Source organism: Pseudomonas sp. Irchel 3E20 (genome assembly GCF_900187645.1).
GTDB lineage: Bacteria > Pseudomonadota > Gammaproteobacteria > Pseudomonadales > Pseudomonadaceae > Aquipseudomonas.
Map to the genome: position 1 here is coordinate 16590 of NZ_FYEE01000019.1, position 14085 is coordinate 30674.

The 14085-nt window shown below is 63.7% G+C and carries 16 protein-coding genes; 13 read left to right on the forward strand and 3 right to left on the reverse strand.

Annotation, left to right across the window (positions count from 1 at the left end):
* Positions 1-70 precede the first annotated feature (70 nt).
* From CKW13_RS24315 to CKW13_RS23090, 13 genes are all read left to right on the forward strand, one after another.
* The gene (locus CKW13_RS24315; protein WP_141234014.1) at positions 71-298 is read left to right on the forward strand and encodes a hypothetical protein; all 228 of its coding nucleotides are present in this window, start codon (positions 71-73) and stop codon (positions 296-298) included.
* 361 nt (positions 299-659) lie between these two features.
* On the forward strand, positions 660-1772 hold the full coding sequence (locus CKW13_RS23035; protein ID WP_095111074.1) for an amidase: 1113 nt from the start codon (positions 660-662) through the stop codon (positions 1770-1772).
* A 27-nt stretch (positions 1773-1799) separates the two neighbouring features.
* Positions 1800-2972, forward strand: a complete 1173-nt coding sequence (locus tag CKW13_RS23040) for an acyl-CoA dehydrogenase family protein (protein ID WP_095111075.1) — start codon at positions 1800-1802, stop codon at positions 2970-2972.
* Positions 2973-3000: 28 nt separating this feature from the next.
* On the forward strand, positions 3001-3360 hold the full coding sequence (locus tag CKW13_RS23045; protein WP_095111076.1) for an IacB protein: 360 nt from the start codon (positions 3001-3003) through the stop codon (positions 3358-3360).
* Positions 3361-3375: 15 nt separating this feature from the next.
* Complete coding sequence (locus CKW13_RS23050; RefSeq protein WP_095111077.1) at positions 3376-3906, forward strand: nuclear transport factor 2 family protein; 531 nt, start codon at positions 3376-3378, stop codon at positions 3904-3906.
* Between the two features lie 47 nt (positions 3907-3953).
* Positions 3954-5231, forward strand: a complete 1278-nt coding sequence (locus CKW13_RS23055) for a Rieske 2Fe-2S domain-containing protein (RefSeq protein WP_095111078.1) — start codon at positions 3954-3956, stop codon at positions 5229-5231.
* 11 nt (positions 5232-5242) lie between these two features.
* The gene (locus CKW13_RS23060; protein ID WP_095111079.1) at positions 5243-5722 is read left to right on the forward strand and encodes an aromatic-ring-hydroxylating dioxygenase subunit beta; all 480 of its coding nucleotides are present in this window, start codon (positions 5243-5245) and stop codon (positions 5720-5722) included.
* Positions 5723-5732: 10 nt separating this feature from the next.
* Positions 5733-6473 (forward strand): SDR family NAD(P)-dependent oxidoreductase, encoded by a 741-nt coding sequence (locus CKW13_RS23065; RefSeq protein WP_095111080.1) that lies wholly within the window; start codon positions 5733-5735, stop codon positions 6471-6473.
* Between the two features lie 79 nt (positions 6474-6552).
* Positions 6553-7512 (forward strand): PDR/VanB family oxidoreductase, encoded by a 960-nt coding sequence (locus tag CKW13_RS23070; protein ID WP_095111081.1) that lies wholly within the window; start codon positions 6553-6555, stop codon positions 7510-7512.
* 19 nt (positions 7513-7531) lie between these two features.
* On the forward strand, positions 7532-8032 hold the full coding sequence (locus tag CKW13_RS23075; RefSeq protein WP_095111082.1) for a flavin reductase: 501 nt from the start codon (positions 7532-7534) through the stop codon (positions 8030-8032).
* A gap of 216 nt (positions 8033-8248) precedes the next feature.
* Positions 8249-9526, forward strand: coding sequence for an OprD family porin (locus tag CKW13_RS23080; protein WP_095111083.1), 1278 nt, complete (start codon positions 8249-8251; stop codon positions 9524-9526).
* 118 nt (positions 9527-9644) lie between these two features.
* A complete protein-coding gene (locus CKW13_RS23085; protein ID WP_095111084.1) occupies positions 9645-10823 on the forward strand; it encodes an alpha-hydroxy acid oxidase in 1179 nt (392 codons plus the stop codon).
* Between the two features lie 2 nt (positions 10824-10825).
* A complete protein-coding gene (locus CKW13_RS23090; protein ID WP_095111085.1) occupies positions 10826-11443 on the forward strand; it encodes an NIPSNAP family protein in 618 nt (205 codons plus the stop codon).
* A gap of 188 nt (positions 11444-11631) precedes the next feature.
* Here the strand turns inward: CKW13_RS23090 and CKW13_RS23095 are convergent, their stop codons facing one another.
* From CKW13_RS23095 to CKW13_RS23105, 3 genes are read right to left on the reverse strand one after another with little or no spacing between them, the layout of a single operon-like run.
* Positions 11632-12318: an ABC transporter ATP-binding protein gene (locus CKW13_RS23095; protein ID WP_011078047.1), complete on the reverse strand. Its 687-nt coding sequence runs from the start codon at positions 12316-12318 to the stop codon at positions 11632-11634.
* Positions 12311-13060, reverse strand: a complete 750-nt coding sequence (locus CKW13_RS23100) for an ABC transporter ATP-binding protein (protein ID WP_011078048.1) — start codon at positions 13058-13060, stop codon at positions 12311-12313. Before CKW13_RS23100 ends, CKW13_RS23095 begins: the two co-directional genes overlap by 8 nt.
* Entirely contained in the window at positions 13057-14076 is a 1020-nt protein-coding gene (locus tag CKW13_RS23105; protein WP_095111086.1) for a branched-chain amino acid ABC transporter permease, read from the reverse strand. Before CKW13_RS23105 ends, CKW13_RS23100 begins: the two co-directional genes overlap by 4 nt.
* Positions 14077-14085: the final 9 nt, after the last annotated feature.

Consider the following 14085-nt stretch of genomic DNA (forward strand, 5'->3'; position numbering starts at 1 on the left):
TTACCGAGCCGCGAGGCTGCCAGCGACCCTGGGTGATCGGTCGAAGGCGTTGAGGGCAAAAGCAGATTGCATGCCAGAAATTTCCTGGTGCATGGCAAAAGGCTGTTACCGCGACCGGGGTAACACCGCCTCGACGACCCTGCGGCCAGGGGCCGGAAAGTGGCTACTGGAAGGCCATCATCGGACGCTGAAAAACCGGCAGCACACCAGGCCGAACAAGGCTTTGATCTGGATCAAGAAAGCGGCCGAGGGCCGCGGAAACGGGTTTTTTAACGGGCAAAAAATTCCTGTTTTTTAGGTGTTTTTTACGCCTGTTTTTGCCCTGAATTATTTTTTTGTTCGGCAACTTTTTCCGAAATTAGAACCTAGGGTTTTTTCCGGATAATTGCGCGGTAACGATCATGGTTTATTATTTAACATACTGATTTATATGAATAAAAATATTATTTTCCGGGGTTTTACGGCCTTTTTACGGTGTTACCAAACTGCACGCGGATGGTGCGAAAAAGCAAAATTTGCACCGAAAATACACACTCTTTTATTTGGTAAAATTCAATTGACAATTCACGTAAATATTATGATTTTAGATTTAAGCGATTACCCGGGCCCCACGCTCAGGTCGTCCGTTCTGGCGGCACCTAACAAACAGGTACAAACGCATGTCGATCGTTGTCGAGGATTTAGCCTTAGGAGCAAACGGCCTGTCGGTCATGGTCAAAGACACCATCGACATCGCCGGTTACCCGACCCGTGCTTCAAGCCGTGCATTGGCTGATGCCCCGGCCGCGGCAGAACATGCCCAGGTGGTGGCGGCATTGCTGGCGGCGGGCTGGCGGGTCACCGGCAAAACCAGCCTGCATGAACTGGCCTTCGGCACCACCGGCCTCAACGCCTGGACCGGCACCCCGGCCAACCCGCGTTATCCGGGCTACATCCCGGGCGGTTCTTCCAGTGGTTCGGCGGCGGCGGTGGCGGCGGGGCTGTGCGATGTGGCCCTGGGCACCGACACTGGCGGCTCGGTGCGCATACCGGCGGCCTGCTGCGGTGTGTTTGGCCTTAAACCCACCTTCGGCCGTGTCAGCCGCCAGGGTGTGATGCCCGCCCGCAGCAGCCTCGATTGCGTGGGGCCGCTGGCGCGGGACATGGACAGCCTGATCGCGGCGATGCACGCCATCGCCCCCACCTTCACCACACCCAAGTTGCCCCACAGCCTGACCATTGGCGTGGTCGGCGTAGCGGCCTGTGCCCCGGTTCAGGTGGCCGTGAGCCAGGCCCTGGCCCGCTGCGGCTGGCCGTTGGTGGCGCAATCACTGCCGGGCATGGCCGCTGCTTATGGCGCGGCAATGGCGGTCATCAACGGCGAAACCTGGGCCGCTTGCGGCCATCTCCTGGCAACCGGCCATGTCGGCAACGACGTCGCCGAGCGCCTGCGCGCCGCCAGCCTGACCTCGCCTCAAGCCTTGGCCGATGCCGACATTATCCGCCGCGCCTTTACCGCAGAAGTGGACGCAGCCCTGGCCGTCACGCCGATCCTGGCCCTGCCGACCATGCCCGATTTGCCCTTGCTGGTCGCCGATGCGGCCGACACCCGCGCCGCCCTGGGCATGACGTCCCTGGTGCGCGCTTTCAATCTGTCCGGCCACCCGGCCCTGAGCATCCCGTTGCACAGCGCTTCGGGGCTGCCGGTAGGCCTTCAACTCATTGCCGCCCATGGCGCGGACGAACTGCTGTGCGCAGTCGCCCGCGAACTGGCCCGGCGCCTGGAAGAGTAAATCGTGATGCTGACTATGGAGAAACCCATGAACGCGCCAAGCGAGCTGAATCAACAGCGTTGCGTGCCGATCACGGCCAATGAAGCGTTTCAACAGTTGCTGGCCGAGATCCGTACCCGCGCCCGCAGCGAAGAGTTCGACCAACAGAAATTCATCTCCCAGGACATCATCGAGCGCTTTCGCACGCTCGGTGTGTACCGTGCCCTGGTGCCCAAGCGCTTTGGCGGTGACGAGCGCTCGCCCGCCGAGTTCTGCCAAATGGTCGAAGACATCTCGGTGGCCGACGGCTCGGCCGGTTGGGTCGCAAGCTTCGGCATGAGCCCGGTGTACCTGGCGGCGCTGCCCCTGGAAACCATCAAGAAGATTTACGCCGACTCGCCCGACGTGGTCTTCGCCGGCGGCATCTTTCCACCCCAACCTGCGGCTTTTGTCGAGGGCGGGTTGCAGGTCAACGGGCGCTGGAAGTTCTCCAGCGGCTGCATGGGCGCCTCGCTGATCGGCGTCGGCATCAGCCCGAAAAACGGCGAGATGCTTGGCCTGCCACGCCTGGCGGTGATGCCACGGGAAAAAGTGCGCATCGAGGAAACCTGGAACGTCGTGGGCCTGGTCGGCACCGGCAGCCACGACGTGGTGGTCGAAGGTGTGGTGGTACCGGAGGAGTGGACCTTCGTACGCGGCGGCCCGGCCAACCTGGACGAGCCGTTCTTCCGCTACCCGTCGCTGTCTTTTGCCACCCAGGTGTTGTCGGTGGTGGGCCTGGGCGTGGCCCGTGCGGCCCTGGACGAGTTGAGCGGCATGGCCAGCGGGCGCATCTCGGTAACCGGCGCGCCGTCGTTGTCCGACCGGCCCCTGGCCCAGGTCGAAATGGCCAAGGCCGAAGCCTCCCTGCGGGCGGCGCGTTCGTGGTTCTACCAAGCCATCGACGATGCCTGGGCCAGTGTCCTGGCGGGCGACCCGGTGAGCGTCGAGCAGACCAACATGCTGCGCCTGTCCTCGACCCACGCCACCCGCGTGGCAGCCGAGGTGGCGCGCACCGCGCAAATGCTCTCGGGCATGAGCGGGGTCTACCGCACCAGCCCGCTGTCGCGCTTTGTCAACGACACCCAGGTCATTACCCAGCACGCCTTCATGGGCGACATGACCTACCAGAACGCCGGCGCGATTTTCTTCGGCAACAAGCCGCTGCCCGGCTACCTGTAATTTTTCTCAACTCGAATCGGTGAACCCCATGAGCGACAAAAAAGCCCTGCGCGTCCTGTTTTGCATCGGCATCAACCAAAACTTCTTCGATGCCCCGCGCCCCGAAGCCCTGGAAGTCTGGGCGGCGTTCGGCGCCATGTGGAACGGCATTGCCGACCTGCCGGGCGTGACCGTGCTGGGCAACATGGACGACGACCAGAGCATGGTCGGCCCGTCCGCCGGCTGGCCCTGGACCACCTACCTGCTGGCCGACGTGCCGGACATCGAAACCGTCCACGCTGCCTGCAACCTGTTCCGTACCACGGCGGTGGGTGATGGCCCGTACAAACTGTGGAAGTACTGCAAGGTCGAGGCCCGCACCGGGCGTGAACTGATTATCCAGCGCTGAGCCTGCGAGGTCGCCATGTCGTCACACGAGCACATTCGCGCGCTGGAGCTGCGCCTGGAGCAACTGGAAAGCGAGAACGCGATCCGCGCCTGCATGAACCGCTACATGTTCCTGTGCGACGAGTTGGGCGTGGCTTCGCCCCTCGACGAACTGGCCGGGCTGTTCACCGAAGACGCGGTCTGGGAAGGCAAGGGTGCCAAGTACCAGAACAGCTTCGGCGGCTATCAGGGGCGCGCGGCGATCAAGGCGATGTTCGCCACTTATATGGTGGAGCCTGCGCATTTTTCGCTGAACGTGCACTTCCTGACCTCGGAGCTGATCCAGGTCAGCGGTGACAGCGCCCAGGCCAGTTGGGTGATGTTGCAGGCCTCGACCTTCGCCTCGGGGGCCTCGCACCTCAACAGCGCCCGCCTGACGGTGCGTTTTACCCGGGAGCAAGGGCAGTGGCGCATGGCGCACTTCCAGACCGAGAACCTGTTCAGCCGCCCCGTGAGCACCTGGAACAGCGCCGCGCACCTGCCCGTGCCCGGCAAGCCCGGCCAGTGACCCCCAGAATTCTTAGAGTCGGCGAACCGAGCCGACGAGGAGTGACCGTGAATAACCTGATAAACACCGTAACCCTGGACGCTTGCCCGTCCGACCTGGTCCAGAGCGACCGCGTGCACACGTCACTGTACACCGACGCCAAGCTGTTTGACGAGGAACTGGAAAAGATCTTCTACAGCACCTGGATCTGGGTGGCCCACGCCAGCGAAATTCCCGAGTCCGGCAGCTACAAGAGCACCTACATCGGCAAGCAACCGGTGATTGTGGTGCGCGACCGCAAAAAAGACGTGCACGTGCTGCTCAACCGCTGCCGCCACCGCGGGGCCACAGTGTGCGAACACAAAAAGGGCAAGACCAACAGCTTCGTCTGCCCGTACCACGGCTGGAGCTACGCCCTGGACGGCAGCCTGCGCGGTGTGCCACACCCGGAAAGCTACGCCGATTGCCTGGACAAGGCCGAACTGCCCCTGGTCAGCCTGCGGGTGGAGCAATACAACGGCATGATCTTCGCCACCTTCAAGGACGATATCGAGCCGTTGGCCGACTACCTGGGTGCGGCAAAAAAATGGATCGACCTGTTCATGAAGCAGGGCGCCGGCTACCCGGTGAAAGTCGGCGGTGAGCACCGCTTCCGCTTCCCCGGCAACTGGAAAATTCAGTTGGAAAACACCACCGACGCCTACCACTTCCCGTTGGTGCATAAGTCGTTCCTGTCCTCGGTGGACGAGCAGACCCTGGAGTTGTTCGACTTCGTGCAAGGGCCGGGCTACGTCGAAGACCTGGGCAACGGCCACAGCGTGATGGTGATGATCCCCGACCTGGTGGACCTTGAAGCTAACCTCGAGCTGCCGATCCCGGAGCGCTTCGAAGACCTCGCCGCGCAACTGCGCGCCGAAGGCCACGAGGAGGCGGCGGTGCGGCGCATCGTGCGCGCGGTGGGCGGTTCGGGCTTCAACCTCAACCTGTTCCCCAACATCGCTTGCTCCATGGCGTTCTTCCGGGTGCTGCAACCGATCGCGGTGAACGAAACCGAGATCCACCACGCCGTCATCACCATGGACGGCGGCCCGGCCGTGGCCAACCGTTATCGCCTGCGCCTGCACGAACACTTCCAGGGCCCGATGGGCTTTGGCACCCCGGACGACTCCGAAGCCTGGGAGCGCGTACAGCGCGGCGCCAGCGCCGGCAGCGACCTGTGGATCATGCTCAACCGTGGTTTGCCGGGCGAGAAAGCCTCCGCCGATGGCCGGGTGAGCGACGTGAGCGCCGAAACCGGTATGCGGGCGGGCTACCAGCAGTGGAAAAAGATGATGTCGGCCAAGTGACGGAGAACCCCATGAACAACCTGCAATTGCTCAACCAAGTCAGCGCTTTCATCTGGCAGGAAGCGGACATGCTCGACCACGGCGAATTCGCCGCGTGGCTGGAGCTGTGGACCGAGACGGCGACCTACATCATCCCCATCGACCCGTTGGAAACCGATTTCGAGAACACCCTCAACTACGCCTACGACGACCACCACATGCGCCAGTTGCGCGTCACGCGCCTGACCAGCGGCGAGTCGATCTCCACCACGCCACGGGCGCGCACCGTGCGCAGCCAGTCGCGCTTTCGCGTGCTCAGCGACGAGCAGGGCGTGGTCACCGTGCGGTGCGCGCAGAACCTGCGCGAGTTCCGCAAGGACGTGCTCAAGCAGTACACCGCCGACGTCACCTTCGAGCTGGTGCGCAGCGGCGACAGCTTCAAGATCCAGCGCAAGCTGATCCAGCTCATCAACTCCACCGACACCCTGGCGGGTATCGGCTACATCCTCTGAGGGCTACGCCATGACACAGGTCGCATTGGTCACCGGCGCCGGCCAGGGGCTGGGCAAGAGTATCGCCGAGCAACTGCTGGGCGCCGGTTACCGGGTAGTGATAAGCGACCGCTCGCTGGCGGCGGCGCAAGCCAGCGCCGCGCAACTGGACGCCAGCGGCGAGCGGGTGCTGGCGCTCAAGCTCGACGTGGCCGACAAGGCCGATTTTGAAGGGGCGCTGGCGCAAGTAGTGGCCCATTGGGGCCAACTGCATGTACTGGTCAACAACGCGGCCATGACCATGACCACGCCTGTGATGCAGATCAGCCCGGAGGAATTCGACCGGGTGGTCAGCGTCAACCAGCGCGGCACCTTTGTCGGCTGCCAGGTGCTGGGCAGCTACCTCGCCGCGCAGGGCTACGGGCGGATCATCAACATGGCCTCCCTGGCGGGGCAGAACGGCGGCACGGCCACGGGCGCCCATTACGCGGCGTCCAAGGGCGCGATCATCACCCTGACCAAGATCTTCGCCAAGGAGCTGGCGGCGAGCGGGGTCACGGTCAACGCCATCGCCCCGGGGCCCATCGAGTCGCCGGCGGTGCGCGCCGCCGTGCCGCCCGAGCGCTTGGAAAAACTGATCGAGGGCATCCCGGTCAAGCGCCTGGGGGACGCCGCGTTCATTGGCAAACTGGTCGTGCAACTGGCCGGCGAAGACGCCTACTTCACCACCGGGGCGACCTGGGACGTGAACGGCGGGCTGTTCATGCGTTAAGCGTGCCGGCCGCAGGTTTGCAACCACAGCGGGGCGCGCCCAGGTGCGCGGCCCGACAACGAATTCAGGATGGTCCTGTATGAGCGATCAATTATTGAAAGTCGTCGTGCGCAAGCGCGAGGAGCAGGGCGAAGGTGTCGTCGTCCTCGACCTGGGCGACCCGTCGGGGCAGGCCTTGCCCGCCTTCGAAGCGGGCGCCCATGTCGATATCCACCTCAAGGCCGGGCTGGTGCGCCAGTATTCCCTGTGCGGCGACCCGGCCAACGCCGGCGCCTATCGCTTGGGCGTGCTCAAGGACCCGGCCTCGCGCGGCGGTTCCCTGGCGGTGCATGAGCTTATGCAAGTAGGGCGGGAAATCGACATCAGCCTGCCGCGCAACCACTTCCCCCTGGCGGGCGAGGCGCGGCGCTCGATCCTGATCGGCGGCGGTATCGGCATCACGCCGATGGTGGCCATGGCCTACGCCCTGAACGCCCGCGACAGTGATTTCGAGCTGCATTACTGCGGCCGTTCCCGGGGCCGCAGCGCCTTCCTCGATGAACTGGGCAACGCGGCGTTCGCGGCCCGGGTGCACACCCACTTCGACGACGAGGGCGAGGCTCAGAAGCTGGACCTGCGCAGCGTGCTGGGCACGCCCCAGGCCGGGGTGCATGTGTACGTCTGCGGGCCGGCCGGGTTCATGGACTGGGTCATCGCCCAGGCCCTGGGCGCGGGCTACGCGGACGACCATGTGCACCGCGAATACTTCCAGGTCGAAGTCGACGCCTCGGGCGCAGGCTTTGAAGTGGTGGCCCAGCGCAGCGGCAAGACCGTGCAAGTGGCCGAAGGCCAAAGCATCGTCGAGGCCCTGACGGCGGTGGGTATCAAGATTGAAGTGTCCTGTGAGCAGGGCGTGTGCGGCACTTGCCTGTGCGACGTGATTGAAGGCGAGCCGGACCACCGCGACGTCTACCTCACCGACGACGAAAAAAGCGCCAATGACCAGATTCTGGTGTGCTGTTCCCGGGCCAAGTCCAAGAAACTGGTGCTGGATATCTGATAGACCGGAGGGTAAGACCATGGTCGATACAACTGGATTTCGTAACTCAATGGCAATGCTCGGTGGCGCGGTGTCGGTCATCACCACCGACGGCCCCGCCGGGCGTTTCGGCTTCACCGCCTCGGCGGTGTGCAGCGTCACCGACCAGCCGCCGACCTTGCTGGTGTGCATGAATCGCTCGTCGTTTTCCAATGTGCATTTCAAGAGCAACGGTGTGCTCAGCGTGAACGTGCTGACGCCCGGGCACCAGGAAGTCTCGGGGGCGTTTTCCAACCGTCACCTGGACACCGAGCAACGGTTTTCCTGCGCCTCCTGGAGCACCCTGGAAAGCGGCGCGCCGCTGCTGGACGAGGCGCTGGTGAGTTTCGACTGCCGCATTGCCCAGGCCCATGAAGTGGGTTCCCACACGATTTTCTATTGCGAGGTATTGGGTATCCGCAATGGCGAAAGCCAGGAAGGCCTGGTGTATTTCAACCGCGCCTACCACCGTTTGGGAGATGCCTCAAAAGCGACTTCCTGATGCAGTAAGTTGATAAGAGTTTTCCTGTTCGTTGTGTTTCAAGAATAAATAAAAAAGCGGTTGTCGCTGTTATGGCGAATGGCTGTGTTACGACTTTTTTGCAGTAAGTGGTTATAAAAACAATACTGCGGATTGACTGCCGAAGTTTCACTTTTGCTGAATTAATCTGCTTCCACTAGCCGTGCCTGTGTGCATGTAAAAAAGAAGGAAAGTTCAATGTTCCAGAAGAGCTGGGTAAGCCGTGGCGTCACCACTGCGGCCGTGATGGGGATCTTCACACCTGTGGTTGCACAGGCCGACTTCGTTGATGACAGCCAAGTCAGCCTGGGGATGCGCAACTTTTATATCGACCGCGACTACAAACAACATGAAGCGCCGCAATCGCGTATTGGCAGCTGGACCCAAGGCTTCGACTTTCGCGCGATCTCCGGCTACACCGAAGGCACGCTGCAGTTCGGCCTGGACCTCTCGGCGCAGTACGCCTATCGCCTGGACGGCGGCGGTGGCCGGGGCCCAGACACGATCATCCCGTATGACGCCAGCAAGGGCGAGCAAGTGCGTGACTACGGCCGCGCGGCGCTCACCGCCAAGGTGCGCTACAACAAGACGGAACTGAAAATCGGTGAACTAAGGCCCACGTTGCCCGTGGCCTACATGGACGATTCGCGGCAGTTGATTACCACCTATCACGGCGTACAACTTGAATCCAAGGACGTGGACAACCTGACCCTCACCGCCGGGCGCTTTACCGAAATCAGTTCGCGCGAATCCTCCAACACCGAGAAGATGTACTTGTTCAACGGCCCCAATGTGCAGCGGCGCAGTGACGGCTTGAACTTTGGTGGCGCGACCTATGCATTTACCCCGAACTTGTCGGCTACTTACTTTTTTGGGCAGTTGGAAGATATCTATAAGCAACATTACCTGGGCTTGACCTATAACCATGACTTGGGCGGCGGTTATGGCCTGAAGACGGACTTGCGTTACTTCAATAACAGTGAAGACGGCAAGGCCCTATATGGAGATATCGACAACCAGTCCTACGGCGTCATGACCACCCTGAAAAAGGGCGCCCATGCCTTGGGTGTCGGCTATCAGCGCATGCTCGGCGACTCCTCCTTCCCGACCCTCAACGGCTACGCGCCGCAGCCGTACCTGGTCAACTGGTCCACGGTGGCGTTCGTCAAGCCCAACGAGAGTTCCTGGCAATTGCGCTATGACTACAACTTCGCCGGCATGGGCTTGCCGGGGCTCAAATTCATGACCCGCTACCTGCGTGGCAGCGGCGTGGACCGTGGCCGCAACGACCTGGACCAAAACGTCGAGAGTGAACGCAACATCGTCCTTGGTTATGTGGTGCAAAGCGGGCCACTCAAGGACGTGGGGTTTGAATGGCGGCGCATCGACGTGAAAACCCGCTACGGCAACGGCAAGGCCTCGGGCGCGGACTATGAGGAAAACCGCCTGATTACCACCTACACCTGGAAGTTCTGACAGCTCCGGTGCTGCCCGCGCATCGGGCAGCCTCGCGCTTCACCGGTTTCCTTCGCCCGGGCCACTCTTGCCGGGCTTTTTTTCGCGGCGCGTTTACGCCGCCCTCCAAGGATTACCTATGCGTCGTTTTTACCGGGGCCGCGACTTGAGTCGGGTCCACAGCGTTGCCGAACTGGCCGACATGGCCCGCCGGCGCCTGCCGTATTTCGCCTGGGAATACCTGAGCGGCGGGGCGCAGGATGAACTGACCCTCACCGACAACCTCGATGGGTTCAGCGCCTATGGCCTGCACGCCCGCGCCATGGTGCCGTGCCATCCGCCCGCCACGGCGCGGGCCGTGCTGGGGCGGGTGTTGCCCGTGCCCCTGCTGATCGGGCCGACCGGCTACAACGGCTTGCTGCACCGCGATGCCGACATTCACTTGGCCCGGGCGGCCACGGCCCGAGGCTTGCCGTTTTGCCTGAGCACCGCTGCCAATACTTCCCTTGAGGCATTGGTGGCGGCGGTGCCAGAAGTGAACCTGTGGTTCCAGCTCTACGCCATGGGCGACCCCCGTGTGCAAAACGACCTGCTGCGCCGCGCCGCTGCCGTGGGCAGCCGCACCCTGCTGTTGACCTGCGATGCCATGGTGCTGGGCAACCGCGAGTGGGACCGGCGCAATTTCGCCAAGCCGCGCCAGTTGGCGTGGCGCAACATGCTCGACGTGTTGCGCCACCCGCGCTGGCTGCAGCAAGTGATGTGGCCGGCCGGGCTGCCGGGCATGGGCAACCTGGAGCCTTACCTGCCGCCCAACGAACGCAATGCCTTGGGTTCGATGGCGTTTATCGGCCGGCAGATGGACAGCTTGCTCGACTGGGACAAACTGGCGCGCCTACGCGACCAATGGGGTGAACGCCTGCTGCTCAAAGGCGTGCTGCACCCGGCGGACGTCGAGCGCGCCATTGCCCTGGGGCTCGATGGGGTGGTGGTGTCCAACCACGGCGGCCGGCAATTGGATGGCGCCCCGAGCAGCCTCGCCGCCCTGGCCGCCATCGCCCCCCAGGCCCGCGGCCGGCTCAGCCTGCTGCTGGACGGCGGCATTCGCCGGGGCAGCGACATCGTCAAGGCCCTGGCCCTGGGCGCCGATGCCGTGCTGCTGGGCCGCGCCACCCTCTACGGCGTCGCCGTGGCTGGCGAAGCGGGCGCCGGGCGGGCCCTGGATCTGTTGACCCAGGAACTGGTGCAAACCCTCAACCTGATGGGCTGCACCCACCTCAGCCTCTTGGGCCGCGACAACCTGTGGGAGCGCAGGAGGTAATGATGAAACTTTACGAATTGATGACCTTTACCGTGCGCGTGCGCACCGTCACCTCGGCCATGGCCTGCCTTGAGCCGCGCTTGGCCCAGGCCGGGGGCACGCTGATGGGCTGCTGGGCCTCGGAAATCGGCCCGCTGAACCAGATCACGGTGCTGCGCGGCTTTGCCGACGAAGGCGCACGCCAGGCCGAGCGCGAGCGTTACCTGGCCACAGCCGACGCCTTTGGCATCGACGCTTACCTCACCGATATGCGGGTGGAGAACTATTCGCTGTTTCCCTTCCTGCAACCGTTGCCTGCCGGGCGCCATGGGCCGTTCTATGAATTGCGCGTCTACGACCTGGTGCCCGCCGGCCTGGCGCCGACGCTCAAGGGCTGGGAAAACGCCGTGGGGCCACGCACCGGGCCTGGCTACTCGCCGGTGTACGCCGCGTTTTATGCCACCGATGGCCGCTTGCCGCGCTACCTGCACATCTGGCCTTATGCCTCCTTGGAACAACGCTTGGACGTGCGTACCCGCGCGGTGCAGGACGGCGTCTGGCCCCCGGAAAACTCAGGCCCGCAACTGCGCGACATGCACTCGGCCGTGTACCTGCCAGCGCCGTTTTCGCCGTTGCAGTAAACACCGTGGCAGGCGCAGTGCTCGGTGGGAGAAGGGGCTGGCCATCCCCAGTGGGAGCGGGTCCTGCCCGCGATGGGGCCGGTACAGGCGATACGTTTCTTGCAACTTAGAAGCCGCCATCGCGGGCCGGCCCGCTCCCACACAAGCCCCCCACAGTTCAAGAGTGATGTTTGGCACCGCCTCCCTGTTCACACCCCCAGGTAGCGCTGTGACAACTGCGGCGCCTGGGCCAGTTGGGCGGGGGTGCCGCTCCACACCTGGCGGCCTTTTTCGATGATGTGGTGGCAGTCCACCACGCGGGCCATTTCCTTGAGGTTCTTGTCGATCACCAAAATGGTTTCGCCTTCGGCCTTGAGGCTGGCCAGGCAGCTCCAGATGGTTTCGCGGATGATCGGTGCCAGGCCTTCGGTGGCTTCGTCGAGGATCAGCAACTGCGGGTTGGTCAGCAGGGCGCGGGCCACCACCATCATTTGCTGCTCGCCGCCGGAAAGGGTCTTGGACAACTGGTCCTGGCGCTCCTGCAAACGCGGAAACAACTGGTAGACCCGCGCCAGGTCCCACTTGCCCCGTGTGGCGGTGGCCAGCAGGTTTTCCCGCACGCTCAGGCTGGCGAAGCCGCGCCGGCCTTCGGGCACCAGACCCAACCCGGCCTGGGCGATGCGGTAGGACGGCGCGCCGCGCATTTCCCGGCCGTGGATCAGCACGCTGCCAGCGCTGGGCTTGAGCAGGCCCATGATCGATTTGACGGTGGTGGTCTTGCCCATGCCATTACGGCCGATCAGCGACACCACCTGGCCTTGTTCGATGCTCAAGTGCATGTCGAACAACACTTGGCTCAGGCCGTAGCCGGCCTGCAAACCCCTGACTTCAAGCATGTTCTTCTCCCAGGTAGGCGGCGCGTACGTGCGGGTCGTTGCGCACCTGCTCGACGCTGCCGGTGAGGATGGTCTGGCCATAGACGAGCACGGTGATACGGTCGGCCAACGCAAACACGGCGTCCATGTCGTGCTCCACCAGCAGGATCGCGTAGCGGCCCTTGAGTTCGAGCAACAGTTGGGTCATGCGCGCCGACTCCTGGGCGCCCATGCCTGCCATCGGTTCGTCCAGCAACAGCACCGAGGCTTCCTGGGCCAGGGCCAGGGCGATTTCCAGTTGCCGGCGCTCGCCGTGGGACAACGCGCTCACTTGCGCATGGCCGCGGGCCTCCAGGCCCACCCGCGCCAGGTAGTCGGCGGCGGGGGCCAGCAGGCTCTGGTCGCTGGCCATCGGCTTCCATAGGCCGAAGGTCTGGCCGTCGCGGGCGGCGATCGCCACCGCGACGTTTTCCAGCAGGGTGAATTCCGGGTACAGCTGGCTGACCTGGAAGGCTCGCGCCAGGCCCAGGCGCGGGCGCTGGTGGGCGGGTACGTCGGTGATGTCCTGGCCGTTGAGAAAAATGCGCCCCTTGTCCGGGCGGATCTCCCCGGCGATCTGCGCGATCAGGGTCGATTTGCCGGCGCCATTGGGGCCGATGATGGCGTGCAGCTCCCCCGGGGCGATATCGAAGCTCGCACCGTTGGTGGCCTTGACCGCGCCAAAGGTTTTTTCCAGGGCCTGGACCGACAGTTGCGGGTTCATGGGCGTACCTCGTGTTGGGCGATTGCGGTTGGCGCGGCAGACGGCTTGCGCCGCCATGGCCAGGGGCTGAGCAGCAAGCCGTAGAGGCCTTTTTTGCCGAACAGCACCACCACCAGCAGCAACGGGCCGAAGATCAGCAGCCAGTGCTCGGTCCACAGGCTGAGCACCTGTTCCAGGCCCAGGTACACGGCGGCGCCGAGGACCGGCCCCAGCAGGGTGCCGACGCCGCCGAGGATGACCATCGCCATCAGTTCGCCGGACTTGTGCCAGGCGCCCATGTCCGGGCTGACGAACATCGCGTAGTTGGCCCAGAGAATGCCCGCCAGGCCCCCCCCGACACCGGCGATGACAAACGCCCCGAGGCGATAGCGCAGCGGGTGCAGGCCCAGGCTGATGCTGCGCCGTTCGCTTTGCTTGAGGCCGCGCAGCACGTAGCCGAAACGCGAATTGACCAGGCGCCGGCAGAACAGCAGCCAAGCCACCAACAGGCCCAGGCACAGGTAGTAGAACTGCACCGGGTTATCCAGGTCGATGCCCGGCAGGGTGTTGCGCTCGCTGAGCAAAATGCCGTCGTCGCCGCCATACAGCGACAGCGAACTGAGGACGAAATAGAGCATCTGGCCGAACGCCAGGGTAATCATGATGAATTGCACCCCGCTGGTACGCAGCGACAGGTAGCCCACCACCACGGCAAACAGCGCACACACCAGCAGCGACAGCGGCCAAACGAGCAGCGCGCTGTTGGAACCGTCCCAGCCCCACAGCGGCAAGGCCTGGGAGGTGTGAAAACCGATCACCCCCAACACGTAGCCGCCCAGGCCGAAGAAGGCCGCGTGGCCGAAGCTAATCATCGCGCCATAGCCGATCAGCAGGTCCAGGCTGGCGGCGGCCATGCCGTAGATCGCCAGGCGCGTAAACAGGCTGACCAGAAAGGGTTCGTGCAGCAGCGAGGCCAGCAGCGGCAGGAGGGCGAACGTCGCCAGGCAAAGCAGGTCGATCAGGACTCGACGGGACATGGGGTTCTC

What these genes read in the sequence shown, in the direction of transcription:
- CKW13_RS23070 (WP_095111081.1), top strand. Translation starts at nt 6,553, where the DNA reads ATGAGCGATCAATTATTGAAAGTCGTCGTGCGCAAGCGCGAGGAGCAG.
- CKW13_RS23045 (WP_095111076.1), top strand. Translation starts at nt 3,001, where the DNA reads ATGAGCGACAAAAAAGCCCTGCGCGTCCTGTTTTGCATCGGCATCAAC.
- CKW13_RS24315 (WP_141234014.1), top strand. Translation starts at nt 71, where the DNA reads ATGCCAGAAATTTCCTGGTGCATGGCAAAAGGCTGTTACCGCGACCGG.
- CKW13_RS23105 (WP_095111086.1), bottom strand. Translation starts at nt 14,076, where the DNA reads ATGTCCCGTCGAGTCCTGATCGACCTGCTTTGCCTGGCGACGTTCGCC.
- CKW13_RS23100 (WP_011078048.1), bottom strand. Translation starts at nt 13,060, where the DNA reads ATGAACCCGCAACTGTCGGTCCAGGCCCTGGAAAAAACCTTTGGCGCG.
- CKW13_RS23085 (WP_095111084.1), top strand. Translation starts at nt 9,645, where the DNA reads ATGCGTCGTTTTTACCGGGGCCGCGACTTGAGTCGGGTCCACAGCGTT.
- CKW13_RS23050 (WP_095111077.1), top strand. Translation starts at nt 3,376, where the DNA reads ATGTCGTCACACGAGCACATTCGCGCGCTGGAGCTGCGCCTGGAGCAA.
- CKW13_RS23040 (WP_095111075.1), top strand. Translation starts at nt 1,800, where the DNA reads ATGAACGCGCCAAGCGAGCTGAATCAACAGCGTTGCGTGCCGATCACG.
- CKW13_RS23065 (WP_095111080.1), top strand. Translation starts at nt 5,733, where the DNA reads ATGACACAGGTCGCATTGGTCACCGGCGCCGGCCAGGGGCTGGGCAAG.
- CKW13_RS23075 (WP_095111082.1), top strand. Translation starts at nt 7,532, where the DNA reads ATGGTCGATACAACTGGATTTCGTAACTCAATGGCAATGCTCGGTGGC.
- CKW13_RS23090 (WP_095111085.1), top strand. Translation starts at nt 10,826, where the DNA reads ATGAAACTTTACGAATTGATGACCTTTACCGTGCGCGTGCGCACCGTC.
- CKW13_RS23060 (WP_095111079.1), top strand. Translation starts at nt 5,243, where the DNA reads ATGAACAACCTGCAATTGCTCAACCAAGTCAGCGCTTTCATCTGGCAG.
- CKW13_RS23095 (WP_011078047.1), bottom strand. Translation starts at nt 12,318, where the DNA reads ATGCTTGAAGTCAGGGGTTTGCAGGCCGGCTACGGCCTGAGCCAAGTG.
- CKW13_RS23080 (WP_095111083.1), top strand. Translation starts at nt 8,249, where the DNA reads ATGTTCCAGAAGAGCTGGGTAAGCCGTGGCGTCACCACTGCGGCCGTG.
- CKW13_RS23035 (WP_095111074.1), top strand. Translation starts at nt 660, where the DNA reads ATGTCGATCGTTGTCGAGGATTTAGCCTTAGGAGCAAACGGCCTGTCG.